Annotated in this window: 25 protein-coding genes; 9 read left to right on the plus strand and 16 right to left on the minus strand. The window is 59.7% G+C overall.

The annotated features are described in order from the left end of the window. Window positions 1-173 precede the first annotated feature (173 nt). Window positions 174-923: a RadC family protein gene (gene radC / locus KUV51_RS10100; RefSeq protein ID WP_222521510.1), complete on the plus strand. Its 750-nt coding sequence runs from the start codon at window positions 174-176 to the stop codon at window positions 921-923. On the opposite strand, the gene KUV51_RS10105 is transcribed toward radC, so the two are convergent. The 3 genes from KUV51_RS10105 to secA form a co-directional block, all read right to left on the minus strand. Next, window positions 920-2,473, minus strand: coding sequence for a phosphate ABC transporter substrate-binding/OmpA family protein (locus tag KUV51_RS10105; RefSeq protein ID WP_222521511.1), 1,554 nt, complete (start codon window positions 2,471-2,473; stop codon window positions 920-922). The genes radC and KUV51_RS10105 overlap by 4 nt on opposite strands. Before the next feature lie 22 nt (window positions 2,474-2,495). Beyond that, window positions 2,496-3,494 (minus strand): hypothetical protein, encoded by a 999-nt coding sequence (locus KUV51_RS10110; protein ID WP_222521512.1) that lies wholly within the window; start codon window positions 3,492-3,494, stop codon window positions 2,496-2,498. A gap of 107 nt (window positions 3,495-3,601) precedes the next feature. Then, window positions 3,602-6,301, minus strand: a complete 2,700-nt coding sequence (gene secA / locus KUV51_RS10115; RefSeq protein WP_222521513.1) for a preprotein translocase subunit SecA — start codon at window positions 6,299-6,301, stop codon at window positions 3,602-3,604. 177 nt (window positions 6,302-6,478) lie between these two features. On the opposite strand from secA, the gene KUV51_RS10120 reads away from it, so the two are divergent. The 4 genes from KUV51_RS10120 (at window position 6,479) to KUV51_RS22125 (ending at window position 9,196) form a co-directional block, all read left to right on the plus strand. Continuing rightward, the gene (locus KUV51_RS10120) at window positions 6,479-7,318 is read left to right on the plus strand and encodes a peptidylprolyl isomerase (RefSeq protein WP_222521514.1); all 840 of its coding nucleotides are present in this window, start codon (window positions 6,479-6,481) and stop codon (window positions 7,316-7,318) included. Between the two features lie 3 nt (window positions 7,319-7,321). Next, a complete protein-coding gene (gene argJ / locus KUV51_RS10125; protein ID WP_222521515.1) occupies window positions 7,322-8,548 on the plus strand; it encodes a bifunctional glutamate N-acetyltransferase/amino-acid acetyltransferase ArgJ in 1,227 nt (408 codons plus the stop codon). Beyond that, the gene (locus tag KUV51_RS10130; RefSeq protein ID WP_222521516.1) at window positions 8,545-8,943 is read left to right on the plus strand and encodes a (deoxy)nucleoside triphosphate pyrophosphohydrolase; all 399 of its coding nucleotides are present in this window, start codon (window positions 8,545-8,547) and stop codon (window positions 8,941-8,943) included. Before argJ ends, KUV51_RS10130 begins: the two co-directional genes overlap by 4 nt. Before the next feature lie 118 nt (window positions 8,944-9,061). Next, on the plus strand, window positions 9,062-9,196 hold the full coding sequence (locus KUV51_RS22125; protein WP_261385765.1) for a hypothetical protein: 135 nt from the start codon (window positions 9,062-9,064) through the stop codon (window positions 9,194-9,196). Between the two features lie 70 nt (window positions 9,197-9,266). Here the strand turns inward: KUV51_RS22125 and infB are convergent, their stop codons facing one another. The 6 genes from infB to pip all read right to left on the minus strand — a co-directional run bounded on the left by infB (window position 9,267) and on the right by pip (window position 16,509). After that, on the minus strand, window positions 9,267-11,738 hold the full coding sequence (gene infB, locus KUV51_RS10135; protein WP_222521517.1) for a translation initiation factor IF-2: 2,472 nt from the start codon (window positions 11,736-11,738) through the stop codon (window positions 9,267-9,269). A gap of 9 nt (window positions 11,739-11,747) precedes the next feature. Then, window positions 11,748-12,398: an RNA-binding protein gene (locus tag KUV51_RS10140; protein ID WP_222521518.1), complete on the minus strand. Its 651-nt coding sequence runs from the start codon at window positions 12,396-12,398 to the stop codon at window positions 11,748-11,750. A gap of 22 nt (window positions 12,399-12,420) precedes the next feature. After that, window positions 12,421-14,040: a transcription termination factor NusA gene (gene nusA, locus KUV51_RS10145; RefSeq protein ID WP_222521519.1), complete on the minus strand. Its 1,620-nt coding sequence runs from the start codon at window positions 14,038-14,040 to the stop codon at window positions 12,421-12,423. Then, window positions 14,040-14,633: a ribosome maturation factor RimP gene (gene rimP / locus KUV51_RS10150; protein ID WP_222521520.1), complete on the minus strand. Its 594-nt coding sequence runs from the start codon at window positions 14,631-14,633 to the stop codon at window positions 14,040-14,042. Before rimP ends, nusA begins: the two co-directional genes overlap by 1 nt. 137 nt (window positions 14,634-14,770) lie before the next feature. Further along, a complete protein-coding gene (locus KUV51_RS10155) occupies window positions 14,771-15,541 on the minus strand; it encodes an ABC transporter substrate-binding protein (RefSeq protein WP_222521521.1) in 771 nt (256 codons plus the stop codon). Further along, window positions 15,538-16,509, minus strand: a complete 972-nt coding sequence (pip, locus tag KUV51_RS10160; RefSeq protein ID WP_222521522.1) for a prolyl aminopeptidase — start codon at window positions 16,507-16,509, stop codon at window positions 15,538-15,540. The genes KUV51_RS10155 and pip overlap by 4 nt, the downstream gene beginning before the upstream one ends. A gap of 49 nt (window positions 16,510-16,558) precedes the next feature. Between pip and ubiG the strand changes: the two genes are divergently transcribed. Further along, window positions 16,559-17,305, plus strand: a complete 747-nt coding sequence (gene ubiG, locus KUV51_RS10165; protein WP_222521523.1) for a bifunctional 2-polyprenyl-6-hydroxyphenol methylase/3-demethylubiquinol 3-O-methyltransferase UbiG — start codon at window positions 16,559-16,561, stop codon at window positions 17,303-17,305. Here ubiG and KUV51_RS10170 read toward each other — a convergent pair. The 4 genes from KUV51_RS10170 to KUV51_RS10185 are packed head-to-tail and all read right to left on the minus strand — an operon-like array spanning window position 17,292 to window position 19,606. Further along, window positions 17,292-17,744 carry a MarR family winged helix-turn-helix transcriptional regulator gene (locus KUV51_RS10170; RefSeq protein WP_222521524.1) on the minus strand — a complete coding sequence of 151 codons (453 nt, stop codon included), beginning with the start codon at window positions 17,742-17,744 and terminating at the stop codon, window positions 17,292-17,294. The two genes, ubiG and KUV51_RS10170, sit on opposite strands and share 14 nt — an antisense overlap. Before the next feature lie 6 nt (window positions 17,745-17,750). After that, the gene (locus tag KUV51_RS10175) at window positions 17,751-18,581 is read right to left on the minus strand and encodes a carbon-nitrogen hydrolase family protein (protein WP_222521525.1); all 831 of its coding nucleotides are present in this window, start codon (window positions 18,579-18,581) and stop codon (window positions 17,751-17,753) included. Continuing rightward, the gene (grxC, locus tag KUV51_RS10180) at window positions 18,582-18,839 is read right to left on the minus strand and encodes a glutaredoxin 3 (protein ID WP_222521526.1); all 258 of its coding nucleotides are present in this window, start codon (window positions 18,837-18,839) and stop codon (window positions 18,582-18,584) included. A gap of 41 nt (window positions 18,840-18,880) precedes the next feature. Next, on the minus strand, window positions 18,881-19,606 hold the full coding sequence (locus KUV51_RS10185; RefSeq protein ID WP_222521527.1) for a ComF family protein: 726 nt from the start codon (window positions 19,604-19,606) through the stop codon (window positions 18,881-18,883). Between the two features lie 21 nt (window positions 19,607-19,627). Between KUV51_RS10185 and KUV51_RS10190 the strand changes: the two genes are divergently transcribed. Together KUV51_RS10190 and hemH are read left to right on the plus strand one after the other, a co-directional pair. Continuing rightward, window positions 19,628-20,446: a methyltransferase domain-containing protein gene (locus KUV51_RS10190; RefSeq protein WP_222521528.1), complete on the plus strand. Its 819-nt coding sequence runs from the start codon at window positions 19,628-19,630 to the stop codon at window positions 20,444-20,446. A gap of 53 nt (window positions 20,447-20,499) precedes the next feature. Continuing rightward, entirely contained in the window at window positions 20,500-21,561 is a 1,062-nt protein-coding gene (gene hemH, locus KUV51_RS10195) for a ferrochelatase (protein ID WP_222521529.1), read from the plus strand. A gap of 76 nt (window positions 21,562-21,637) precedes the next feature. Here hemH and KUV51_RS10200 read toward each other — a convergent pair whose 3' ends face one another. Together KUV51_RS10200 and KUV51_RS10205 are read right to left on the minus strand one after the other, a co-directional pair. After that, window positions 21,638-21,817 (minus strand): hypothetical protein, encoded by a 180-nt coding sequence (locus KUV51_RS10200; RefSeq protein ID WP_039685157.1) that lies wholly within the window; start codon window positions 21,815-21,817, stop codon window positions 21,638-21,640. Window positions 21,818-21,955: 138 nt separating this feature from the next. After that, window positions 21,956-22,552 (minus strand): L,D-transpeptidase, encoded by a 597-nt coding sequence (locus KUV51_RS10205; RefSeq protein WP_222521530.1) that lies wholly within the window; start codon window positions 22,550-22,552, stop codon window positions 21,956-21,958. A 171-nt stretch (window positions 22,553-22,723) separates the two neighbouring features. On the opposite strand from KUV51_RS10205, the gene KUV51_RS10210 reads away from it, so the two are divergent. Continuing rightward, complete coding sequence (locus tag KUV51_RS10210) at window positions 22,724-23,377, plus strand: CAP domain-containing protein (RefSeq protein ID WP_410001072.1); 654 nt, start codon at window positions 22,724-22,726, stop codon at window positions 23,375-23,377. On the opposite strand, the gene KUV51_RS10215 is transcribed toward KUV51_RS10210, so the two are convergent. Continuing rightward, window positions 23,378-23,878, minus strand: a complete 501-nt coding sequence (locus KUV51_RS10215) for a murein L,D-transpeptidase family protein (RefSeq protein WP_222521531.1) — start codon at window positions 23,876-23,878, stop codon at window positions 23,378-23,380. Between the last annotated feature and the right edge of the window lie 101 nt (window positions 23,879-23,979).

Consider the following 23,979-nt stretch of genomic DNA (forward strand, 5'->3'; position numbering starts at 1 on the left):
CGCGTTCGAATCACGGCTGAACACCGTGATCCGTTGCGCGTTTCAGCATCTCACCGCGCGGTGGGGGTGCATGGGGGGTGCACAGGGGGTGTACGCATGCTGCACGGGGGGTGACACCCTGTTTTGCGGCTGAAATTAACCTGTCGCTAACCAACTTCGCGGCACGTTTGGGCATGTCCCATTTCTCTGAAAAGCCGCTCCCTTTCGATCTGGACGAGGCAAAGCCCGTCGCGCTGCCAAGGGGCCGAACCCCATCCTACATGGCCGATCACCGCAAGCGTCTGCGCACCCGATTCATGGCAGGCGGCGCTGCGGCTTTGCCTGACTACGAAATGCTTGAACTCGTCTTGTTCCGGGCCATCCCACGCCAGGACGTCAAGCCGCTAGCGCATGCCCTGATGGCTGAATTTGGCGACTTCAACCGCGTGATCACAGCGCCTGTGGAACGGCTGCAATCCTTCAAAGGTGTGGGCCACGCCGTGATCTGCGAGTTGAAGATCGTCGAAGCAGCCGCCCATCGCATGGCACGCGCCAAAGTTTTGAAAAAAAACGCTATTTCAAGTTGGGATGCCTTGATCGACTACTGCCACACCACCATGGCCCACCGCGAAACCGAGCAATTCCGCGTTCTGTATCTTGATCGAAAGAACGTTTTGATCGCGGATGAAGAACAGGCCAAGGGCACTGTCGACCATGTGCCGGTCTATCCGCGCGAGGTCGCCAAGCGCGCGCTCGAACTCAACGCCTCCGCCCTGATTCTTGTGCACAACCACCCGTCGGGTGATCCGACACCCAGCCAGTCGGACATCGACATGACAGCCAAGATGGAAATGGCCTGTTCAGCCCTCGGCATCACCGTCCACGACCACTTGATCGTCGGCAAAAGCCGCGAGCTCAGCTTCAAGTCGGAAGGGTACCTCTAGCGCACCCAGACCTCGACCCGCCGATTGGCCTGCCGTCCCCATGCACTGTCGTCACAGGCCATCGGCAGCGCCTCGCCAAACGCATCCACATCCATTTGAAAACGCTCGAAATTCGCGGTCTGAGCGGCTGTTTCGACAGCGCGGCGCACCGCCTCCGCCCGGCGTAGGGCAATGTCCCGATTGGCGGTGGCGGGCCCGTCTCCGTCGCTGAACCCAACGAGCAAAATCTGTCGCGCGTCATACTTCCCCTGCTCAAGCGCACGCGCCAGTTGCTGCACATTGGATCGTGACTGCGCATCCAATCGAACCGATCCCGCCTCAAACCGGAACGACGTCGTCAAACGCGCCATGCCGTAGAGCGTCCGGGTCATACGCTGCAACTCTTCCAACGACACCTCGGGACCAGCGGAAGTCACCGCGTTTGCAAAGCGATAGCCCTGATCATTGATCGACACTTCCTCGGGTGCCTGATCGACGAACCCCGCCCGACGGATCACAACTTGCGCCGATGGACCGCGGGTGAAGGCCAGAAACTCGCGCCCGATCTTGGGCAACCGCCGCGCGGGAAGATACAGGAACATCGGTGCCGTCAGCGGATAGTCTTCGGTCTTGATTGTGCCGCGCGCCGCCGACAGGGAGAAACCGCACGCTCCGGTCAAGGTCAGCGCCCGTGCGTCGCCAGTGTCCGCGTAGCTGGCAATCCCGATGGCAAAGGGATCACGCAGCACCGCATTCACAACGTCCAGACCGCGGTCATGGCGTTCGATGCCTTCAGCAAATGTGGATCGTGCTGGCCCCATGATCTCATCCTCGACCGATTGCCCCAGTCCGGTTCGTGCGCCCGGCAGATGCAGGGCGATGGGTGCATCCGCACCGCCAAGATCCACCCAATTGGCAATGCGTCCGGCAAAGACCGAAGCGAGATCCTGCGGCGAAATCCTGTCGACCGGGTTTGACGGCGACACAATCGGCACCATCGCATCAAGCGCAAGAACGCGGCTGCGATTGGCTTCCGTCATGTCTCCCATCCCGGCGTCACGCGCACGCTGACGTTCATCGGGCCGAATTTCGCGCAGCGCCATAACGATGTCGGCATCGTTGGCCAGCAGGTCGGCAAAGCCTTCGTCCGTGGTGGAGACATGAAAGTAGAAACGCGCGACGGGTTTGCCGCTGTCCGTATCCGACAAAGTGTATGTGAAATTGCGCGCGTCAACGATGTCACGCGCGGCGGTGTAATTGTTGCGCAGCGCAAACCCTTCGATCAATGCGGGCATCAAAACCGCACCCATCGTGGACGATCCGGAAACGCTGATCTCGGCCACGAAGTCCTGCAGGTTCGGACAAGCTGGACCTTCGCACAGCACGCCAGACCCATCGACGGTCAGTTCTCCGTAGACGGTTTCGATGCGGTAGAATTCGCCGTCAAAGCCCAAGAGCGTGCCGCTCAATTCCACCTGTCCATCCGGCGAAGTGAGCGTGACGTCCTGTGCAAAACACGCGATCCCCCAAAAAGAAAGTGCGGCGAAAATCGCCGCACGTATCAAAGCCATATCAAGCCTGTCGTCGCTGCGGTCAGTTGCTTGCGACTTTCAGGTCTGAGACCAAATTGTTCAACACCAGAAAACTGCCGACAGTGTCACATCCGGGAACGGCGAGGGTCAGGTCCTGGGTTTTCATCGCGCCATCGGCCATGATCTCGAGCGATTGCGCCTCAACCTCCAGACCACAGTTGTTCAGGGTAACCTCGGCTTCAACACTCAGATCGATGGTACCGGATTTCGCCGATGTACCGGACGGGTAGGTGTAGACCTCCGCCATCAACGGCTCAGACAATTGCGTGTCGCCAAGCCGCATGATGTAGCCGTTCTCTCCCGTCATCATCCCTTCGATGTTCTGAGAGGCACCGGACCAAACGTGACCGCTCTCGCCATACTCGGCCCCGAATTCACGCGCATGCAGTTCAAAGCCCGCCCGACCGCGCCATTGCAGGGTTGTCCGGTCATATTGTGCGACGTCAGGCACGTCGGCCTGAGCCACCGCGCCATCACCATTCGAAAACGCCATGATGAAGACCGCCTGTTCGGCAAGCGCCGGAACGGTCAGTGTAAGTTCACCAGTTGCATCTGTGGTCTCGGTAAACATCATACCGTTGTGATGCACCGTCAGCCGCTCGTTGGCTGCACAAGGCGCAGCGAGAGACAGGGTCACCATTGCCGCGGGAGCAACCTGAGCCTCTGCACGAATATCGCACCCATCAGCCAGCGGCAGGGTGTCACTTTCCTCGGGCATCTCTGTTGTCGCAGGCACAGACACGCGCTGCACATTCGAGTCAGCGTCTGGAACTGGAACTGCAACGGGGTCCGACGCAGATGTCAGTTCAATTTCCTGCACTTCAAGCAGGAGATCGGTACCGGAGGCGCCGGTAAATGCCGCATCTGCCGAGGCTGGCACATTGCGTGCAGCCACCCCGTATCTCTCTTTGGCCGCTTCGCCACTTTGCATGACAAAGCCAATGCCGACCGCAATTGCCAGCGTAGCCACGCCGGTTGCGATCTCCTTTAGGTATCGCATCGTCCCATTCCCTTCCCACGGATTGGTTCATGGCAAAGGTGGCACGCGAAGCGGGCTGTCTTATGACCGGGGTGGGGAGTCTTTAAGGCAGGAATGCGGCGTTCAGATCAGACAAAAGCCCCGTGGCAGTGCTTGAACTTTTTGCCAGAACCGCAGGGGCAGGGATCGTTGCGACCCGGATTGCCCCATGTGTCTCGGTCATTTTCATCGAAGCCATTGGCAACGGCTTCTGCCGTTGGTGCAGGGGGAGCGTTCGTTTTGGCCGCATCGGCAACTTGCTGTTGCTGCGCAGCCATCTGGGCCAGCATCTGCTCGCGTTCTTCGTCCGTCAGCGGACGAATACGGGACAGTTTGTTGGTGACTTCACTGCGCAGGCTTTCCAACATCCCTTCGAACAACTGGAAGGCTTCGTTCTTGTATTCGTTCAGCGGATCGCGCTGCGCGTAACCGCGGAAGCCTACGACAGACCGCAAGTGTTCCAGCGTCAGCAGATGTTCGCGCCACTTGCCATCAATCGCCTGCAGGATCAGCTGCTTTTCGATGCTGCGCATGTTCTCTTCGCCAAAGGCTTCGGCCTTCTCCGCCAGCATCTTGTCGCTGGCTTCGATCAGGCGTTCGCGCACCTGTTCGTCGTCCACGCCCTCTTCTTCGCACCACTCCATGACGGGCGCATCGATCCCAAGATTTTCGATAACAGCGGCATAAAGCCCTTCGGTGTCCCACTGATCGGCATAGCTGTTGGGCGGCATGTACTGATCGATCAGGTCATCAACCACTTCGTCCCGCATGTCAGAGGTGATTTCAGACAGGTCCTTGGCTTCCATGATCTCGCGGCGCTGCGAAAAGATCACGCGGCGCTGGTCGTTCATCACGTCGTCGAACTTGAGAAGCTGCTTGCGGATGTCGAAGTTGCGCCCTTCGACCTTGGCCTGCGCACGCTCGAGCGACTTGTTCACCCAAGGGTGGACAATGGCTTCGCCTTCTTCCAGACCAAGCGTCTTGAGCACTTTGTCCAGCCGGTCAGAGCCAAAGATCCGCATCAGGTCATCTTCGAGGCTCAGGTAAAACGATGTACGCCCCGGATCACCCTGGCGGCCAGACCGGCCGCGCAATTGGTTGTCGATCCGGCGGCTTTCGTGCCGTTCGGAGGCAAGAACGAAGAGGCCACCGGCAGCAAGCACCTTCTGCTTTTCATCTTCGTGTTCGGCTTCGATGCGCTTGCGCGTCTCTTCCGGGTCAGCCTCGGGATCGGCGGTGATGGCTTCCAGCACCTTCATCTCGACATTGCCGCCAAGCTGAATGTCGGTGCCACGCCCGGCCATGTTGGTCGCGATGGTCACGGCGCCCAGCTTGCCCGCATCTGCGATGATCTGCGCCTCTTGCTCGTGCTGGCGCGCGTTCAAGACGTTGTGGGCAATCCCCTCGGACTTGAGCGCTTCCGAGAACATCTCGGACTTGTCGATGGATGTGGTGCCGACCAGAACCGGCTGACCCTTTTCGTGGGCTGCCTTGATCTCGTCGATCATGGCTTTGTACTTTTCCTGGCCCGTGCGGAACACTTGGTCGTCTTCGTCAAGGCGCGCGATCGGCTTGTGCGTTGGCACTTCGACAACGCCCAGACCATAGATTGTCTGGAATTCCTCAGCCTCGGTTGCTGCGGTCCCGGTCATACCGGCGAGCTTGTCGTAAAGACGGAAGTAGTTCTGGAACGTGACCGACGCCAGGGTCTGGTTTTCCGGTTGGATCTGGACGCCTTCCTTGGCCTCAATGGCCTGATGAAGGCCATCGGACAGGCGCCGACCCGTCATCATGCGGCCAGTGAATTCATCAATCAGGACAACCTCGCCGTTGCGGACAATATAGTCCTTGTCCTTCTGGAACAGCTTGTGCGCGCGCAGGCCCTGGTTCACGTGGTGGACGATGGTTGTGCTTTCCGGATCGTACAGGGAAGCACCTTCTTCAATAAGACCACGCGCGCGCAGCTGCTCTTCGATGAACTCGTTACCGTCATCGGTAAAGGTCACGTTTTTCTGCTTTTCGTCGAGAGTGTAGTGATCATCTTCAATCAGCGGGATTATCCCATCGATGGTGACATACATCTCGGACCGGTCTTGCAGTGGGCCGGAAATGACCAGCGGCGTTCGCGCCTCGTCGATCAGGATGCTGTCCACCTCGTCCACGATGGCGAAGTTATGGCCACGCTGTACCATCTCTTCGATCGATGGCTTCATGTTGTCGCGCAGATAGTCAAAGCCCAGCTCGTTGTTGGTCGCATAGGTGATGTCGCAGGCATAGGCGGCACGCTTGTTCTCTTCACCGATGCCGTTGATGGCGACGCCTGTCGTGAGGCCCAATGCGCCATAGACCTTGCCCATCCAGTCCGCGTCACGTTGAACGAGATACTCGTTCACGGTCACAACATGCACGCCCTTGCCGGACAGAGCGTTCAGATAGGCAGCGAATGCCGCCGTCAGAGTCTTGCCCTCACCTGTCTTCTGCTCGGCAATGTTGCCCTGATGCAGAAAGATCGCGCCCAGAAGCTGCGTGTCGTACGCGCGCAGCCCGAGGGTGCGCTTGGCTGCTTCACGGCAGTTGGCGAAGGCTTCGGGCAGCAGGTCATCCAGGCTCTCGCCACCCATTGCGCGTTCGGCCAGGGCCTGCGTTTTGTCCTTCAGACCCTCGTCGCTCAGGGCCTCGAATTCCGGCTCCAGCGCGTTGACCTTTTCGACGAGCGGGCGCGTGCTCTTGATCTTGCGATCATTGGGGGTGCCAAACACCTTCTTGGTGAGCGTTCCGAAACCGAGCATACGTTCTCCAGCCGATCGTTTGTGTCTATACAGCAACTGCTTGCCGGGCGCGCGCCAAGCCCATAATAACGGTGGGCGAAAATCGGCCCAGGCCGCGTCCATAGGGCGATGTAAGGGTCACGTGAAACCGTGTCAATGCGCGCCCCGGGTGGGGCGCACGAGCCCAAGGACTGTCACATGAATAAACGTTTCTTCTCGCTGCCCGCGCTGGGTTTGATTGCAGCCCTGGCCACACCGGCAACGGCACAGGATGCAGACACGGTTGTCGCCACTGTAAACGGGACCGACATCACGGTTGGTCACATGATCGTGGCGCGCGCATCGCTGCCCCAGCAGTTCCAGCAATTGCCCAATGACGTTCTGTTCAGCGGTATCCTTGAGCAACTGATCAACCAGACCCTGTTGGCGCAATCCTTCGATGGCGACCTGCCCAAAAGGACGCAGCTGCAGATCGAGAACGAGACCCGGTCACTGACCGCCGGCGAAGAGCTTGAGACCCTGTTTCAGGAAAAGCTGACGGACGAGGCGATCCAAGCCGCCTATGATGCAAAATACGAGGGCGTGACCCCGCAGGAAGAATACAACGCATCTCACATTCTGGTGGAAACCGAGGAAGAAGCCAAAGCCGTCAAGGAAGAGATTGACGGCGGCGCGGACTTTGCGGCGACGGCGCGCGAAAAGTCGACGGGCCCGTCTGGACCCAATGGCGGACAGCTTGGCTGGTTTGGCGCAGGTGCGATGGTCCCCAGTTTCGAATCTGCTGTCATTTCGCTGGAGGTCGGCGAGGTGTCCGATCCGGTACAAACCCAGTTCGGCTGGCACGTCATCATTCTGAACGAAACCCGCGTACCCGATGCCCCGACGCTGGAGGCGGTGCGCGAAGAGTTGCTCCAGGAAGTCCGTGACTCGGCGGTTGAAGAATACGTGGCATCCCTGACGGCTGGCGCTCAGATCGATCAATCCGGCGCCGCCGATATTGATCCCGCGATCCTGTCCGACCTGAACATGGTGGAGTAACTAATGGCTGGCGCACTGCCCCGGTCCCCGCTCGCACCTCAGACATTTCCGGACTTGCCGCAGATTGACGGTGTAACATTTGCCGTCGCCGAGGCTGGCGTTCGATACTCCGGACGGGCGGATGTCATGCTGGCGATATGTGATCCCGGGACCAGCGTTGCGGGTGTGTTCACCAAAAGTGCGACACGCGCGGCTCCGGTTCTGGATTGTCAGGAGAAACTCGGCGGTTCAAATGACGCGGGCGCGGCAATCCTTGTCAATGCGGGCAATGCAAATGCGTTTACCGGACGGAATGGTATTGATGCCGTCGCTGCGATTGTTGATGCAACAGCGTCAGCGACAGGATTGCCGTCAAACCGCGTCTTCACCGCGTCGACGGGTGTTATTGGCGAACCGTTGCCGCATGACAGGATCACCACGCATCTCTCTGATTTGGTGGCACGGCAGTCCGCAGATGCGATTGCAGATGCGGCATCCGCAATAATGACAACCGATACCTACCCAAAGGGTTCGACCCAAGTCGTCAATATTGGCGGCAAGGCGGTCACGATCGCGGGCATCGCCAAGGGCAGCGGCATGATCGCGCCCGATATGGCAACGATGCTGGTCTATCTCTTCACCGACGCCGAGATCGCGCAGGAGGAACTGCAGGGTTTGGTAAGCGCCGCGACCGATCGCACGTTCAACTGCATAACGGTCGATAGCGATACATCTACGTCCGACACGCTTCTGGTTGCTGCGACCGGAACCAGCGGAGTGAACGTATCAGGCAACCGGGACTTCGCCGCTTCCCTGCAAGCTGTGATGCTTGATCTCGCGCATCAGGTCGTCCGCGACGGCGAGGGCGCCACGAAGTTTGTCGAGATTGAAGTGACCGGTTGCACGGATGAAGTTGCCGCCAAAACCCACGGTTTGTCCATTGCCAACTCGCCCTTGGTCAAGACGGCCATCGCGGGCGAGGATCCGAACTGGGGACGTGTTGTCATGGCAATCGGCAAGTCCGGCGCACCCGCGGATCGAGACACGCTGTCGATCTGGTTCGGAGAGTCCCTCGTCGCCGAAAACGGTTGGGTCAGCCCAACCTATCGCGAAGAAGACGCTGCCGCGCACATGCAGAACGAGCATATCCGCATCAGGGTTGACTGTGGAATGGGCTCAGGCAATGCGACCGTCTGGACCTGCGATCTGACCCACGGCTACATAGACATCAACGCGGATTACCGGTCGTGAGGGTTGTGCTGGTCTCTGCCGTCGCCCTGATCGACATTGATGGCCGGGTTCTGCTGGCGCAGCGCCCCGAAGGCAAGTCCATGGCGGGCTTGTGGGAATTTCCAGGCGGCAAGGTCGAGACTAGCGAAACACCCGAAGCGGCACTTGTTCGAGAGCTGCACGAGGAACTGGGCATCGACACTTGGACATCCTGCTTGGCCCCGTTGACGTTCGCGAGCCACAGCTACGACGATTTCCACTTGTTGATGCCGCTGTTTGCCTGTCGCAAATGGGACGGGATGCCCCGATCAAAGGAAAATCAAGCGTTGAAGTGGGTGCAGCCAAAGGACTTGCGCAACTATCCTATGCCTGCTGCAGACATCCCACTCATCCCAATTCTTCGGGATTGGCTGTAACGTTGAGTAACAATCTTCTTAAAACGACAAAAAAAGCGACAGTTTTGTGACATTGTTGATGACTTGTTAACCAATGTACTTATAGTTGAGTCATCACTTTCTTTTGGGGAGGAAAGTCATGCTACGCACAATTGCTTTGGGCAGTGCCGTTTTGATCCAGGGTATCTATGTGAAAACCCTGCCAGATGGACGGATGACTGTTCGGGTTGACGGAGCCCACTATTCCGGAACGCCCGTTTCGCAAGCTGCATAACGCGACGATCTGAGTAAAAAAGGGGACGGTGCCACACCGTCCCCTTTTCTCATTTTCAGGTGCCTCTTCCTCAGTCGAGCGTCCGAGTGACTTCTTCCCGTTCGAAAATCTCGATGACGTCGGCAGGGCGAATGTCGTCATAGTTTTCGAATGCCATACCGCATTCCTGACCCGACTGAACCTCGGCCACTTCGTCCTTGAAACGCTTGAGCGTTTTCAATGTGCCTTCGTGGATCACCACGTTGTCACGCAGCAGGCGCACACCGGCAGAGCGACGAGCGACGCCTTCGGTCACCAGACAACCCGCAACCTTGCCGACACCCGTGACTTTGAAGACTTCCTTGATCTCGGCATAACCGATGAAGTTCTCGCGAATCTCGGCACTCAACAGACCGGATGCCGCAGCTTTCACATCGTCCACAAGGTCATAGATGACCGAGTAGTAACGGATCTCGACACCTTTCTGGTTGGCCGTGTTCCGGGCAGACGCGTTCGCACGGACGTTAAAGCCCATGATCGGCGCACCGGATGCTTCGGCCAGACCCACGTCGGTTTCAGTGATCGCGCCAACGCCCGAGTGGAGCACGCGCACACGTACCTCATCGTTGCCGATCTTCTCCATCGCCTGAACGATGGCTTCGGCAGAACCCTGTACGTCCGCTTTGACCAGAATGGGCAGCTCGCTGACATTCTCGTCGGCCTTGGCATTGGCCATAAGCTGTTCGAGGGTCGTTGCCGCACCAGCCGCCGCGCGTTTGTCCTTGGCGGCTTTCTCGCGATACTCCGCGATCTCACGCGCCTGCGCTTCGGTCTCGGTCACGTTCAGAACGTCACCCGCCTCTGGCGTACCGTTCAGGCCAAGCACCTCAACAGGAACAGACGGTCCCGCTTCTTTCACGCGCTCGCCCTTGTCGTTGATGAGGGCACGGACCTTGCCGTATTGCTCGCCCACAACAAAGATGTCGCCTTGGCGCAGCGTCCCGGTCTGAACCAGAACAGTCGCGACGGGACCACGGCCAACGTCCAACTGCGCCTCGATCACGGCACCCTGGGCCGCGCGGTCGGGGTTCGCTTTGAGTTCCAGAATCTCAGCCTGCAGCGCGATGGCTTCGAGCAGCGCGTCCAGACCCTTGCCAGTGATGGCCGACACTTCAACGTCCTGCACTTCACCGGACATCTTCTCGACGATCACTTCGTGCTGCAGCAGGTCCGTGCGCACCTTGTCCGGGTTCGCTTCGGGCTTGTCGCACTTGTTGATCGCAACGATCATTGGCACTTCGGCCGCCTTGGCGTGGTTGATGGCTTCGATGGTCTGCGGCATCACAGCGTCATCCGCCGCAACAACCAGAACCACGATATCCGTCACCTGCGCACCGCGCGACCGCATCGATGTAAATGCCGCGTGGCCGGGGGTGTCGAGGAAGGACAGCGTCACACCATCATCGGTTTTCACCTGATAGGCACCGATGTGCTGCGTGATCCCGCCTGCTTCTCCCGCGACAACCTTGGCATCACGAATCGCATCAAGAAGCGATGTTTTACCATGGTCGACGTGACCCATGATGGTGATGACCGGCGGACGACCCTGCAGGTCTTCTGCCTTGTCCTCAACCTCTTTGATCACATCCTCGACGTCGGCGTCGGACACACGCTGCACGCGGTGGCCGAATTCCTCGACAATCAGTTCAGCGGTGTCGGCGTCAATGGTCTGGTTCTGCGTGACCATCATGCCGTTGTTCATCAATGCCTTGACCACGTCGCCGACCTTTTCGGTCATGCGGTTGGCCAGCTCGGACACAACGATGGCCTCGGGGACCTGCACGTCGCGGACAACCTTTTCACGCTCGACCGAACCACCCATGGCTTTCTGCCGGGCACGTTCCTGCTTGCGCTTCATGGCTGCCATAGACCGCTGGCGTCCACCTTCGCCACCGGACAGCGCCTGGTTCAGCGTCAGCTTGCCCGAACGGCGACCGCCATCGTCGCGACCACGGTTGTTGGGCCGCTGGTCGCGGTCACGCTCGTTCTTGCGTGGGGTTGCGGCAGGCTGCGCCTGACGTTGTGCCGGTTGCGCCTTTTCCGCAGGTGCGGCAGCCGCAGCTTGAGCAGCCGCAGCCGCTTCGGCGGCCTTGCGCTTTTCTTCTTCTTCCTTGGCCTTCAGCGCCTCTTCGCGTTCGCGCTCGGCCTTTTCCTTGGCCTCGGCTTCGGCACGACGACGCTCGCGTTCGGCTTCACGTGCCTTTTCCTCGGCCTCGCGCTTGGCGGCTTCCTCGACTTCACGCGCCTTGGCCGCTTGAACGGCTTTCAGGCGGCGCTCCATCTCTGCATCTGAAATGCCCGCCGGACGACGGCTGGGGTCACCCCCGGCAGCACCACCTGCGCCAGCGGGCTTCGCGGCACCGGGTTTCGGCACCACAACGCGCTTGCGCTTGGTCTCGACGACGACATTCTTGGTTCGCCCGTGGCTGAAACTCTGTTTCACATTGCCCGGACGCGCGCCGCTGCGCAGACCCAGTGTCTTTTTCCCGTCAGTATCGCTCATAAAGCTCGTCTATCCTTCCCGGCGGCCCTTGCCGCCGTCTTTTTCGCGTCCGGTGGCCCCTGCCACCATAGATTCACGGACTCCGCGTAAACGGTTGGCTTCCTCTACAACACGTTGCGTGAGTCCACCAGAGGCGAGCGCCCCATGTATCACAGTTTGACGGCCAAAGGCCAAACCCAACTCATCCGCCGTCAGCCAGCCGATATACGTGCCAAAATGCGGCGTACTCAGCTTGGACTTGCCACGGCCGGACCCATCGACCGCCTGGATCAGAACCTGCGCCTCTTCCATCTGGAGCATGTTCTTGACCTTTTCATAGCCTGCCACGGCACGGCCGCCCTTGCGCGACAGCGCGATCAGGTCAATCACCCGCCGCGCCAATTGCCGCTCAACCTCGGCCACCAAATCGTCCGGCACCTGCACGGGTTGCTTGGCTCCCCGTGCAAACAGCTTCTTCTGCACCGCTTTTTCCAGCGCAGCCCGGTCGGCCGCGACATAGATGCCACGACCGGGCAGCTTGCCCGCGATGTCCGGCACGATCTGTGCATCAGGCCCCACAACAAAGCGGATCAACCCATGCTTGGGTTGCACCTCGCCCGTGGCAATGCACTTGCGCTCCGGTCCATCCGACCGATCCTTTGAGACGCCACCGCGACCCATCAGGCCCACCCGAGGCCTGAGATCAGGCCTCGGCCTCCTCGGTCAGCTCTTCGCCGTCCTCGGCCTCGGCTTCGGCTTCCAATTCAGCGGGATCAACCCAACCCAGCAGAACGCGGGCGGTCATGATCAGGTGCTGCGCCTCTTCCAAGGAAACGTCGAAGGGTTCCAGAACACCATCGTCCTTGTGACGTTCGCCATCGACGGTTGTCCAGCCACCGGCCAGTTCCCAGTCTGCGCAAGTTGCAAAATCTTCGAGGGTTTTGACGTCGTCCTTGGCGAGCGCCTCTACCATTTGGGGTGTGAGCCCGTCGAATTCAATAAGGCTGTCCTCGGCACCCATCGACCGCGCATTGTCCAGCGCTGCCTTAGCTTGGGCTTCCAGCACGTCGCGAGCGCGCGCCTGCAATTCTTCGGCAGTGCCTTCGTCCACACCATCAATGACCAAGAGTTCGTCCAGTTCGACGTATGCCACTTCTTCCAGGTTGGTGAACCCTTCGGAGACCAGCAACTGGGCAAAGAATTCGTCAAGGTCCAGCGTGTCCATGAACAGCTTGGTGCGCTCTTCGAATTCGGCCTGCCGACGTGCCGATTCTTCGGCCTCGGTCATGATGTCGATGTCGAGGTTGGTGAGTTGCGACGCCAGACGCACGTTCTGACCGCGACGACCGATGGCAAGGCTTAGCTGCTCTTCAGGCACGACCACTTCGATCTTGCCCGCTTCCTCGTCCAGAACCACCTTGCTCACCTCGGCGGGCTGCAATGCGTTCACGAGGAAGGTCGGCTGGTCTTCATTCCAAGGAATGATGTCGATCTTTTCGCCCTGAAGCTCATTCACGACAGCCTGCACGCGCGAACCACGCATACCCACACAGGCACCCACGGGGTCGATGGAGCCGTCATAGGAAATCACGGCAATCTTGGCGCGGGAACCTGGGTCGCGCGCAACGGCCTTGATCTCGATGATGCCGTCGTAGATCTCGGGCACTTCCATCTTGAACAGCTCGGCCATGAACTCGGGCGCGGTGCGGCTCAGGAAGATCTGGGGGCCGCGCTGCTCGCGGCGCACATCCTTGATGTAGCAGCGGATGCGGTCATTCGGGCGATACGATTCGCGCCCGATCTTTTCGTTGCGGCGCAGGATGGCTTCACCTGCACCCACATCGACGATGACGTTGCCGTATTCCTCGCGCTTGACCAGCGCGTTGATGATGGTGCCCGCGCGATCCTTGAACTCTTCGTACTGACGGTCACGCTCAGCTTCGCGGACCTTCTGCAAGATCACCTGCTTGGCGGACTGGGCGGCGATACGGCCCATCTCGACGGGGGGGACTTCCTCGACAAAGGTGTCACCGACCTGAGGGTCTTCCATGTACTGTTTGGCCTGTTCAACGGTGAACTCGGCCTGGTAGTTTTCCAGCTCTTCTTCCTCGACCACGGTGCGGACGCGGGTAAAGGTCGCCTTGCCTGTCTTGCGGTCAATGGACACGCGAATGTCCATTTCGGCGCCGTAGCGGGACTTCGCCGCACGGGCGAGCGATTCTTCCATCGCCTCGACCACCAGCGCGGGGTCGATCATCTTTTCACGGGCCACCGCCTCGGCGGTTTGCAGCAGCTCAAGCTGGTTTGCAGATGTAATGGCCATCAGCTGTCCTCCTCTGACCCTTCGGTCTCAATCTCGTCGAAATTGTCTTCGTTCAACACGCCCGCGGCTTTGCGCTGGCGCAGCATTTCCTTGATCAGCTCGTCCGTCAGGACCAGCTTGGCATCGCTCAACCACTCGAACTTCAGCCCGATGGTAATCTCTTCGCCATCGCCACCACCGGTGACGTTGATCAGAACCTCATCGTCCTCAATCCCGGCCAGCACGCCTTTGAAGCGGCGGCGGCCGTCGATCAATTCGTCGGTTTCCAGCTTGGCCTCGTACCCTTCGAACATGTCGAAGTCCTTCAGCCGCGTCAGCGGGCGGTCGATGCCGGGCGAGGACACTTCGAGCGTGTAGGCATCAAGGATCGGATCCTCGACATCCAAGATCGCGCTCACAGCGGTCGAAATCGCCGCGCAATCATCGACCTCGATCCCGCCATCGGGCTTGTCGGCCATGATCTGCAGCGTCGTTTCCTTGCCGCTCATCAGCCGCACGCGCACCAGCTCGTACCCCAGATCCTCGATCACCGGAGTGATGATCTCGGCCAGGCGGCGGTCGATGGCAGCTTTGGCAATCAGGTCGTTGGTCATAGTGTCCAAGCACAAAAAAACGGGCGCGCGGCCCGTCGATGTTTCCCGGTGGAGCGTCGGGTGTGGACCCCAGCGCGCCGCTGTTGAAGGGGATATACGCATCAGGGGGTGAGTCTGCAAGCCCCTCGCGACGCCCTTCAGGCCATCCACCACCGTTCTGCCATGCGCAGGTTGTCCAGGGGCCAGGATTTGCCGACCGTCACTGGCACTGTAACCGACCGGCTGGCGATATGCGTCGGGGCATGCGCATTGGGCAGTGTCTGGAAATCGCGCGGGTCTGCGTAGTCGTCCAGCGCAATAACATCCGCCACATCGACCAACCCGTCGCGCAGCGCTTCGCCGCGCACATTGTCAGCACTGAACTGCACGAACTCGACCGAATCGAACCAGCCTGCGCCCTGCTTCCAGTGATCCGTCACGCGCGTCCCAATGAAATGGCGCCCGTCATCCAGCTTTTGCACTTCATAAAGGCCGGTGCCCGTCGCCCCGCGAATTTCGAAGCCCGGTTGGGCCAGCAGGTAAGGCAGGCTCGGGTTTGGCGCATCCAGCGTGATCTGAACGGTGAGAGCATCCAGCGCCTGAACATCCCACATCAGATTGGCGACAGTTGAGGCATCAAACGGGGTTCCGTCATGAAAGGTCACGCCCTCGCGCAGCTTGAAACGCCACACACGCGCATCCGCGTCCGAGGACCACTCCGTCGCCAACTCACCGCGCAACGTGCCGTCCGCCGCAATCTCTGTCAGATTGTCATAAACCGTCGCCGCAACCACACGCTCAAACAACGCGGGCGACAAGGCCGCCCGCAACCGCCCACCCCGCTGGGGCAACGCCGATGCCCCGGTCGCAGCCAGCAGGGCTGCGGCGGCACCGGAAGCAAACAGCGCGCGGCGGTCGATGCGGGTCATTTTCCTGCGATCCTGTCCATGGTGCGCACCAGTTCAGCCGAAATCCCCGGCTCAGACAAGGCATGACCGGCATTGCGGACCATTTTCAACTCACCCAGCGGCCATGCTTTGGACAAGGCGTAGGCACTGTCAGGCGGGCAGATCATATCGTAGCGGCCCTGCACAATGGTGCCGGGGATGTGCTTGATCCGACCGGCATGGGCGAGGATCTGACCGTCGAACTCAAGGAAACCAGCATTGGTGAAATAGTGATTCTCAAGCCGAGCGAAAGCGCGGGCATAGTCTCCAGGGGCCTCTCCACCAGCGCCCGAAGAATGAATCGACGCCAACGCATTTTCCCAGGACGACCATGCGCGGGCAAACCGCGTCTCCATCGCGACATCCCCGGAGAATAGACGGCGGTGATAGGCACCGATCAGATCACCGCGCTCATCTTCGGGGATCAGTCCTTCGAAGCGCGACCAGACCTCGGGCCAGAATTTGCCCGCACCGCCGCCATAGAACCAATCGAGCTCGGACTGCGTCATCAGGAATACGCCGCGCAAGACGAGGTTGCGCACGCGCGCCGGATGCGCCTCGGCATAGATCAGGGCCAGCGTCGCACCCCATGAACCGCCAAAGACGATCCACGCATCAATGTCGAGCGTCTTCCGGATCAGCTCGATGTCGTCGACCAGATGCCACGTTGTGTTGTTCATCACCGACGCATGCGGACGGGACCGCCCGCAGCCACGCTGATCAAACAGAATCACCCGATAGTGTTCAGGATCGAAATAGCGCCGCATCGCGGGGCTACAGCCGCCGCCGGGACCGCCGTGTAGCACAACCACCGGCATACCTTCGGGATTGCCGCATTGCTCTACATAAATACGGTGCCCTTGCCCAACCTCAAGCATCCGTTGGTCGTAGGGGTCCATGGGCGGATACAGATATTGTACCGCGCGCTTTTGATCACTGTGTTTGTCCATTACTGACCTACATAGGGCGTAAGACGCACATGAGCATACGGAGACGCAAATGCAAACGCATCAAACCACCGTTGACCCATCGGAAATCGCAAAATTCGAGGCGATGGCGGCGGAATGGTGGGATCCGAACGGGAAATTCAAGCCGCTGCACATGCTGAACCCCTGTCGGCTCGACTACATCACCAGCCAGATCGCGGCAGAGTTTGACCTGGATCTGACCGGTCCAGAAGCGTTCAAAGGGCTGCGCATCCTGGACATAGGCTGCGGTGGCGGTCTGCTGGCCGAACCCATGGCGCGGCTTGGAGCCGACGTGGTGGGCGCCGACGCGGCGGAACGCAACATCCCCGTCGCGAGAGTTCATGCCGAACAATCCAGGCTGACCATCGACTACCGCCACACCACAGCCGAGGATATGGCCGCCGCGGGCGAGCAATTCGACGTCGTGTTGAACATGGAAGTGGTGGAGCACGTAGCCGATCCGCTCAGCTACTTGACCGCCTGCCGCCAGCTTTTGAAACCCGGTGGCTTGCACATCTGTTCGACCATCAACCGGAACCCGAAATCCTACATGATGGCGATCATCGGGGCCGAACACGTGATGCGATGGCTGCCCAAGGGCACGCACGAATGGAACAAGTTCATCACGCCCGACGAACTCTTTGATCTGATGCGCAACGCGGGTCTCGATCCCGTGGATCGCAAGGGGTTCGTGTTTAATCCGCTGACGTGGAGTTGGAAACTGTCCGACACGGACCTGAGCGTGAACTACGTCACAGCAAGCCTTAATCCGGCTTAGGCTTGCTGGACAGCTGATCGCGCAACTGGCGCAGAATGGGCAAGGTCGACCGCACGCGATCCTCGCCCAGCTTGTCGATCACTTCGCCAACCATGGGCGCAATGGAACTCAGCGCCTGATCGCGCGCGCGCAGGCCGGCTGGGCTGATCGCCACCATTTTGCGCCGCGCGTCGTCCCAATCGGGACGTATGTGGATGTACCCCGCCCACTCTAACCGGTTGAGGGTATTTGTCATGGCACCGCGGGTCACATTGAACGTCTCGGCCAGTTGGGCCGGGGTACGTTCACCTTCATGCCATGCCAAGTGGTTCAGGACCGAAAAGTGCGAGATCTCCATGCCCTTCGGCAACACACGGCTGAGCCTGTTGCGGACCATTTGGTCCGCTGCCAACACCTCGCTGAAAAGCGAAATTGCCAGTGCGTTCTTGTCTGTGCTCATGCGCCATCAGGGGGCTTCGAAGGGGCGCGCGTTGTCTCGTGACGGGACACGGCGGCGCGCCTCGGCCACCTTTTCCAAATCCAGATCAAGGACATAAATGCCGGGGGCGGTCCCTGCGTCAAGTATCACCTCGCCCCACGGATCGACAGCAAGTGAATGCCCATACGTGGTTCGCGTCTTGTGCCGGGCGCTGGAATGCGTGCCTGTCTGGGCCGGGGCCAAAACCCACGCCCCGGCCTCGATCGCGCGGGCGCGCAGCAAGCTGTGCCAATGCGCCGCACCGGTAACGGGCGAAAAGGCAGACGGATATGTCAGGATTTGGGCGCCGGCGCCGACCAAAGCATCGGACAGCCGCGGGAAGCGCATGTCGTAACAAACCGCCATGCCAACGGGCGCGAACTCGGGTTTTGCCAGTACCGCACGCTCTCCGGGCCGGTAGCCAGCGGATTCGCGATACGTCTCGGTATCGCTGATCGCCACATCAAACATGTGGATCTTGTCATAGCGCGCAAGGATGTCCCCGCGGGGACAGATCAGGAAAGATCGGTTGGCGAAACGTCCATCCGGATCGTCCGTCTTGAGGGCGAGCGACCCAATCAGAATATACACACCCTTGTCCGACGCCACCCGCCGCAAAGCGGCAAGGGTCGGATCATCCTCCTCCGGGTGCAGCACCGACTGTTGATGCGCCCGACTGGTGGAAACGCAGTTCGTCACCTCGGGCGTCAGGATGAACGCGGCACCCATGTCTGCCGCTTGCTCGACCATCTCAATTGTCCGTGGCAAGTTGACCAGCGGATCGTCCGACACGTTGAGCTGCAGCAGAGCTGTCTTCATTCAGGCTGCAAGCAGCGCGTCAAGCTTGCCCGCGCCATCAAGGGCATAAAGGTCGTCACACCCGCCAACATGCGTGTCGCCGATAAAGATCTGGGGGACCGTCCGACCGCCATTGGCGCGCTTGATCATCTCCGCCTTGCGACCGGGGTTGGCGAGGACGTTTACCTCGGAGAACTCCACGCCCTTTTCTTTGAGCAACCGCTTGGCGGCGTGGCAGAAGCCGCACAAGGGCGACGTATAGATTTCGACAGCTTGCATAGCGCAGATCCTTTCGGCGCGAATTCAGAGTTGCCGGTTATCTAGGCGTCTTTGACGACACGCGCCAGTACAGCGACGCACACATCTGCGGCACCTGCTGCACAACAGGCCTCGGCACAGGCGGCGAGTGTCGCACCGGTCGTCAGTACGTCGTCGATCAGCACGACCGACCGACCAGCGATCCGGTGGCGCCGCCGCTGGGCTACGCGAATCGCGCCGTCCAGGATGTTTGCACGCTCGGCTTTTGTCTTGCCATCCAGTGACGGGGTGCGCGTTGGGCGTTCCAGCAGATCCGGGCAAACGTCGAGACCGGTTTTGTCAGAAAGGTGCATCGCGATCAGCGCGGACTGATTGTAGCGCCGTTTGGCTAGGCGCATCCAATGTAACGGGACCGGCACGAGCAGCGCATTGTTCGGAGCGATTTCGAGAACACCTTGCCGCATCCAACCTGCGGCGGGTTTCGCGATCTCTTGCCTGTCTGCGTGCTTCAGCTGCAAGACCATCTTGCGGCCCATGCCGGTGTAGATCAGCGCAGCGCGCCCGTGTCTCCAAGGTTTGGGCGAGCGAAGACAAGCGTCGCAATGCGCGACCTCGCCCGACGCAGAACCGGGCAATGGCGTGCTGCAACTGTCACAGACGGTGCCCCCAATAAACGATGTCTGCCCCCAACACGCACCGCAAAGACCGAAGTCACTGTCGACCATCTGCCCGCACCCAAGGCACCGGGGCGGGTAAATGGCCGTGAGCGCTGTTTGTAAAAGACCCATCGCTGTCCTACCTATGCCGCCATGAAGCAGCCCGCCCCCTTGACCGATCTTTGCGCACTGACCCGAAACCGGGCCCGCGCCGATATGTCAGCACTATTCCTGCAGGAAGCAGCGCGTGATGAGATCCAAGATCGACTGATGATGGTTAACAAATCCTTTTCATCTGTTGGGGTCGTTGCGGCTTTCCCAGATCTTTGGAAAGGCCAGATCGACGGCGCGCATGTGGTGGAAGAGCAGGAGACGCTGCCCCTCGATCAAGCAAGGCATGATCTGGTGATCCACAGTCTTGGCCTGCATTGGGCCAACGACCCGGTGGGACAATTGATCCAATGCCGCCGCGCGATGAAGTCCGACGGGCTTTTGTTGGCAGTCGCGCTTGGCGGGCAGACCCTGCACGAATTGCGGGCGTGTCTGGCGGAGGCCGAAGTGGCGGAAACAGGGGGCCTGTCGCCGCGTGTCGCTCCGATGGCTGAGGTGCGGGACCTCGGCGCCTTGCTGCAACGCGCGGGCCTGGCACTGCCGGTCGCAGATACTGTGCCATTGCGTGTGCAATACACATCCATGTGGCACCTCATGCGCGACTTGCGCGCCATGGGTGAGGCGAATGCTTTGAGTGCACGCAACAGAACCACGACACGACCCGGCATCCTGAAACGGGCGGCAGATATCTATGCCGCGAGTTTTCCGGGCGATGATGGTAGTATACTCGCGACGTTCGAATTGATCGTGCTGACAGGTTGGGCCCCTGATAAAAGCCAGCAAAAGCCACTACGCCCGGGATCTGCGCAAGCCCGTCTTGCCGACGCGCTCAACACGGACGAAACGTCGCTGCCAGATTGACGCGCACGCAAATCCGTTTATCTCAGGCCCATTGGCGACCAGGAAGAACCCAGATGCTCGACACCAGTAAAACCGCGACCCGTCCGGCCCATGCCGCAGACGACCACCCGGCCATCCCGCCGGCCCGCGTCGGCATCCTGCTTGCCAACCTCGGTACCCCGGATGGCTACGACTATTGGTCGATGCGGCGCTACCTCAACGAGTTTCTCTCAGACAAGCGCGTCATCGACTACAGCGCCTGGATCTGGCAGCCGCTGCTGCAGCTGATCATCCTGACAAAACGGCCATTCTCTTCTGGTGCGGCCTACAAGTCGATCTGGAACGAGGACGCTGGCGAAAGCCCCTTGATGACGATCACCAAGGATCAGACAGCCAAGATCAAGGCGGCCATGCACGACAAGTATGGCGATCAGGTGATGGTCGATTTCTGTATGCGATACGGCAACCCGTCGACCAAATCCAAGGTCCGCGAGATGGTCGACGCCGGGTGCCAGAAGATCCTGTTTTTCCCGCTCTACCCACACTATGCCGGAGCGACGTCAGCCACCGCCAACGACCAGTTCTTTCGCGCGCTGATGGAAGAGAAGTGGCAACCGACAACCCGGACGGTCCAGCCATACTTCGAGCACCCCAAATACATTGAGGCGCTCGCCCAATCCATCGAACGCGCTTACGGGGCTATGGATACGCGCCCGGACATCCTGGTCTGTAGCTACCATGGTGTGCCCCTGCGCTACCTTATGGAAGGCGACCCGTACCACTGCCAGTGCCAGAAAACGACGCGCTTGCTGAAGGAGCGTTTGGGCTGGCAAGACACGGACATCAAAACGACATTCCAATCCAAATTCGGGCCGGAAGAATGGCTGAAGCCCTATACGGTCGAGGAGGTCGCGCGGCTTGCCGAGGCCGGGAAAAAGAACATCGCCGTATGCGCGCCCGCATTTTCGGCCGACTGCATCGAAACACTCGAAGAAATCAACGAAGAGATCAAAGAAAGTTTCGAGGAGGCCGGTGGTGAGACCTTCACCTACATTCCCTGCCTCAATGACGACGATGCACATATTGATGCGTTGAGCACCGTTATCGACGAAAATCTGCGCGGATGGTTGGACTGACGGCGCCGTACATGAGCGCAAATAAAAAAGGCGGCTCTTGATGAGCCGCCTTTTTCTTTTGTGAATTGTCTAGGACTTAGTCCGCAACAACAGCTGCAACTGCGATCAGGATCAGCAGGGGCAGAACGATGCCGCCCGAAGAGCTACGAGTCTCTTCAACGATCACGGGTGCTTCGATGATCGGCTCGGCGGGTGCGCCGGCGAATGCGGTCGAAGCAGCAGCAGTCAGAGCAGCAGCGAGAACGAGTTTTTTCATATTAACCTCCAGTTAAGCGCTCCAACAATTAGCGTTGGAACGCACCCAAGACTTACCTCGTGAGTCTCTGTAAACAGCAATATCGCGCAATTGCAAACCGTGTTTCAGTGACTTAGCCGCCGATCCGCCGCAATGTCGTCAAATTAGCAACACTTGCGTACCGACCTTCGCCATCTCGTACAGCTCTTCGATATGCTCGTTGTAAAGGCCGATGCAGCCGTTGGAGGATTTACGGCCAATCTTGCGCGTATCGTGGGTGCCGTGGATGCGATAGTACGTCCAGCTCAGATGCAGCGACCGGGTGCCCAGCGGATTTTCAGGACCCGGGCCAATGTAGTCAGGCCATTCCGGGTTGCGCTTCTTCATGGACGGTGTCGGGCGCCAATCCGGCTTTGGATCCTTGAGAATCACGCGGGTACGGCCGCGACGGGTCAAGTCTTCGGTCAGAGGAACACTGGACGGATACAGTTTGTAAATCGTCTGCTCTTCGTTCCAGTAGTGGACGGCCCGGCTGTCGATATCGACAAGGACGGCGCCATTCCGAAGGTTGTCGAAATAGGGTTGCCACGCCAGCGAACGGAAGCTGGAAATATTGCGGCGTACCGATTGCGACGGATCGCGCGAGGCTTGACCTGCGGGCACGTTCTGTTGCGCAAGCGCAGGGGCGCCGATCAGTGCGGCTGAGCCTGCCAAAAAAGCACGGCGGCTGGGTGAGTTAAATGGTGATTTGGACATTGAATGCCTCTCCGTAAGTGTATTCCTGCCAGTTGCGCGAAGATTATTGCCTGAAAGTCGCAGTCGCAAATCAAACAGATGTCATCACGCAGCATCACGCCGATGTGGGTTTGTAATGCAACGTTCAAGCGGCTATCGAGTTTCAAACAACAACAGTGATGTGCAGGAACAATGCGTATTTTCTCGGTTCTTCTGGTCGCCATGATGACCCTTGCGGCCTGTGCGACACCTCCGGCACCGACGGTTGGGGAGGACGGTCGCCCGCTGCCCAAACTGTATCGCATCCGCGGAGGTGATACGGCCAAGCTACAGTTCCGTATGCTTGATTCCGTGAATGCGCTGCGCAGCGCGCAAGGTGCAGCCTCGGTCGAATTGAACCCCCAGCTGAACGCGGCGGCGGCAACCCACGCCCGTGACATGTCCGTGCAAAACCGCCCATGGCACTTTGGATCTGACGGGTCTTCGCCCATCGATCGGTTGCAACGCGTTGGCTACGCCGGAAGCCTGATTGGCGAGAACATCTCTGAATCGTACGAGACCGAGTTGGAAACGCTCGCTGCTTGGATGGAACAGCCTGACACGCGGCGGACGATCCTGTCGCCACAGGCACGGGACATGGGTTTCGCCTGGTTCCAGGAGCAGAATGGCAAGATCTGGTGGACAATGGTGATGGGCAACCCGAATTCCACACCACTCGTGCCAGCGGCAAACCCATCCGCGTCGCGTCTGGTACCTGCCCCAACACCGGATCCCGACGCGACGGCGACCAATGTCGATGACACGCAGGACGACGCGGTGATCATCACCACCACGCCTGCGAGCTGATTACGGGTTGATCTGGATCGGCGTGCCGTTGCGGACCATCGAATAGACATCTTCCATCTCGCGATTGGTCACCGCGATGCAACCCCATGTCCAATCCTCGCGCCTGCGCTTGAACGGGCTGGATTCGCCATGGATAAAGATGTCGCCTCCCGGCGGCTTGCCCAGCGCGGCTGCCTCCATCCGATCCCGCGCGTTCGGGTAAGAGATACCGAGCGACAGGTGAAACTGACTGTTCGGGTTGCGTCGGTCGATGAGGTACGTGCCCTCGGGCGTGCGCCCGTCCCCTTCAAAAAATTTGTCGCCGATTGGCGCGAAGCCAAGGTCGATGAGGTAATCCTGGAGGACCTTGTCATCGTGCATCAGATACATGCGGCGCGCATCCTTGTTCACGACGATGTAGGTCACGTCCGGCCCGCGATATGTTTTGAATTTGCTGGAGGACGAACAGGCGCCGAGGCTCATGGCCGCCGCTCCGCCCATCATAAGATGTCTGCGTTTCATGAAAATCCTGTCCCAATGGGTCGTTTTTGTAATTTGCTCGAAAATACCACGGTCGGCAGCGTCCGGCCTAGCGACAATTTGACAGACCCGATCACCAGCGC

It is taken from the genome of Tateyamaria omphalii, from assembly GCF_019802125.1.
GTDB classification, from domain to species: domain Bacteria; phylum Pseudomonadota; class Alphaproteobacteria; order Rhodobacterales; family Rhodobacteraceae; genus Tateyamaria; species Tateyamaria omphalii_B.

What these genes read in the sequence shown, in the direction of transcription:
- KUV51_RS10215 (WP_222521531.1), bottom strand. Translation starts at nt 23,878, where the DNA reads ATGAAACGCAGACATCTTATGATGGGCGGAGCGGCGGCCATGAGCCTC.
- KUV51_RS10110 (WP_222521512.1), bottom strand. Translation starts at nt 3,494, where the DNA reads ATGCGATACCTAAAGGAGATCGCAACCGGCGTGGCTACGCTGGCAATT.
- nusA (WP_222521519.1), bottom strand. Translation starts at nt 14,040, where the DNA reads ATGGCCATTACATCTGCAAACCAGCTTGAGCTGCTGCAAACCGCCGAG.
- grxC (WP_222521526.1), bottom strand. Translation starts at nt 18,839, where the DNA reads ATGCAAGCTGTCGAAATCTATACGTCGCCCTTGTGCGGCTTCTGCCAC.
- rimP (WP_222521520.1), bottom strand. Translation starts at nt 14,633, where the DNA reads ATGACCAACGACCTGATTGCCAAAGCTGCCATCGACCGCCGCCTGGCC.
- secA (WP_222521513.1), bottom strand. Translation starts at nt 6,301, where the DNA reads ATGCTCGGTTTCGGAACGCTCACCAAGAAGGTGTTTGGCACCCCCAAT.
- infB (WP_222521517.1), bottom strand. Translation starts at nt 11,738, where the DNA reads ATGAGCGATACTGACGGGAAAAAGACACTGGGTCTGCGCAGCGGCGCG.
- KUV51_RS10140 (WP_222521518.1), bottom strand. Translation starts at nt 12,398, where the DNA reads ATGGGTCGCGGTGGCGTCTCAAAGGATCGGTCGGATGGACCGGAGCGC.
- KUV51_RS10120 (WP_222521514.1), top strand. Translation starts at nt 6,479, where the DNA reads ATGAATAAACGTTTCTTCTCGCTGCCCGCGCTGGGTTTGATTGCAGCC.
- KUV51_RS10190 (WP_222521528.1), top strand. Translation starts at nt 19,628, where the DNA reads ATGAAGCAGCCCGCCCCCTTGACCGATCTTTGCGCACTGACCCGAAAC.
- KUV51_RS10205 (WP_222521530.1), bottom strand. Translation starts at nt 22,552, where the DNA reads ATGTCCAAATCACCATTTAACTCACCCAGCCGCCGTGCTTTTTTGGCA.
- KUV51_RS10155 (WP_222521521.1), bottom strand. Translation starts at nt 15,541, where the DNA reads ATGACCCGCATCGACCGCCGCGCGCTGTTTGCTTCCGGTGCCGCCGCA.
- KUV51_RS10210 (WP_410001072.1), top strand. Translation starts at nt 22,724, where the DNA reads ATGCGTATTTTCTCGGTTCTTCTGGTCGCCATGATGACCCTTGCGGCC.
- argJ (WP_222521515.1), top strand. Translation starts at nt 7,322, where the DNA reads ATGGCTGGCGCACTGCCCCGGTCCCCGCTCGCACCTCAGACATTTCCG.
- KUV51_RS10185 (WP_222521527.1), bottom strand. Translation starts at nt 19,606, where the DNA reads ATGGGTCTTTTACAAACAGCGCTCACGGCCATTTACCCGCCCCGGTGC.
- KUV51_RS10170 (WP_222521524.1), bottom strand. Translation starts at nt 17,744, where the DNA reads ATGAGCACAGACAAGAACGCACTGGCAATTTCGCTTTTCAGCGAGGTG.
- KUV51_RS10105 (WP_222521511.1), bottom strand. Translation starts at nt 2,473, where the DNA reads ATGGCTTTGATACGTGCGGCGATTTTCGCCGCACTTTCTTTTTGGGGG.
- pip (WP_222521522.1), bottom strand. Translation starts at nt 16,509, where the DNA reads ATGGACAAACACAGTGATCAAAAGCGCGCGGTACAATATCTGTATCCG.
- KUV51_RS10175 (WP_222521525.1), bottom strand. Translation starts at nt 18,581, where the DNA reads ATGAAGACAGCTCTGCTGCAGCTCAACGTGTCGGACGATCCGCTGGTC.
- hemH (WP_222521529.1), top strand. Translation starts at nt 20,500, where the DNA reads ATGCTCGACACCAGTAAAACCGCGACCCGTCCGGCCCATGCCGCAGAC.
- KUV51_RS22125 (WP_261385765.1), top strand. Translation starts at nt 9,062, where the DNA reads ATGCTACGCACAATTGCTTTGGGCAGTGCCGTTTTGATCCAGGGTATC.
- ubiG (WP_222521523.1), top strand. Translation starts at nt 16,559, where the DNA reads ATGCAAACGCATCAAACCACCGTTGACCCATCGGAAATCGCAAAATTC.
- radC (WP_222521510.1), top strand. Translation starts at nt 174, where the DNA reads ATGTCCCATTTCTCTGAAAAGCCGCTCCCTTTCGATCTGGACGAGGCA.
- KUV51_RS10200 (WP_039685157.1), bottom strand. Translation starts at nt 21,817, where the DNA reads ATGAAAAAACTCGTTCTCGCTGCTGCTCTGACTGCTGCTGCTTCGACC.